Here is a 498-nt window from a genome sequence, read left to right on the forward strand (position 1 = left end):
CGTTCGCGTCGCTCGCGCCGGCGCACACGCGTGCGAAGCTGATCGAGCTCGACGAGCGCTGGGGCGACGCCGCGTACTGGCAGGCGATCGCGAAGAACGGCGGCCGCTATTCGCCGTTCTACCTGCTCGCGGCGCTCGATCACAAGCAGGACGGTTTCGGCAGCATCGTGCCCGCCGATCCCGATCAATCGATCTACCTCGCGGTGTTCGGCCGCACGCTGCTGATCGGCTTCGCGGTCACGCTGTTCGCGCTCGCGCTCGGCTATCCGCTCGCGTACTGGATCTCGACGCTGCCCGAGCGGCGCGCGAATCTCGCGATGATCCTCGTGCTGATTCCGTTCTGGACGTCGGTGCTCGTGCGCGTCGCCGCCTGGATCGTGCTGCTGCAAAGCGAAGGGCTCGTCAATCGCGCGCTGATCGACACCGGACTGATTTCGCAGCCGCTCGCGCTGTTGTTCAATCGCGTCGGCGTCTACATCTCGATGACGCACATCCTGC

At 66.1% G+C, this 498-nt stretch carries 1 protein-coding gene; it reads left to right on the plus strand.

The genetic code is table 11. The features are described from left to right. A partial coding sequence (locus J5M58_RS26385) for an ABC transporter permease (RefSeq protein ID WP_368857211.1) occupies positions 1–498 on the plus strand: 498 nt, incomplete at both ends.

This window comes from Pseudomonas sp. 32_A, from assembly GCF_017490905.1.
Lineage (GTDB): Bacteria > Pseudomonadota > Gammaproteobacteria > Pseudomonadales > Pseudomonadaceae > Aquipseudomonas > Aquipseudomonas inefficax.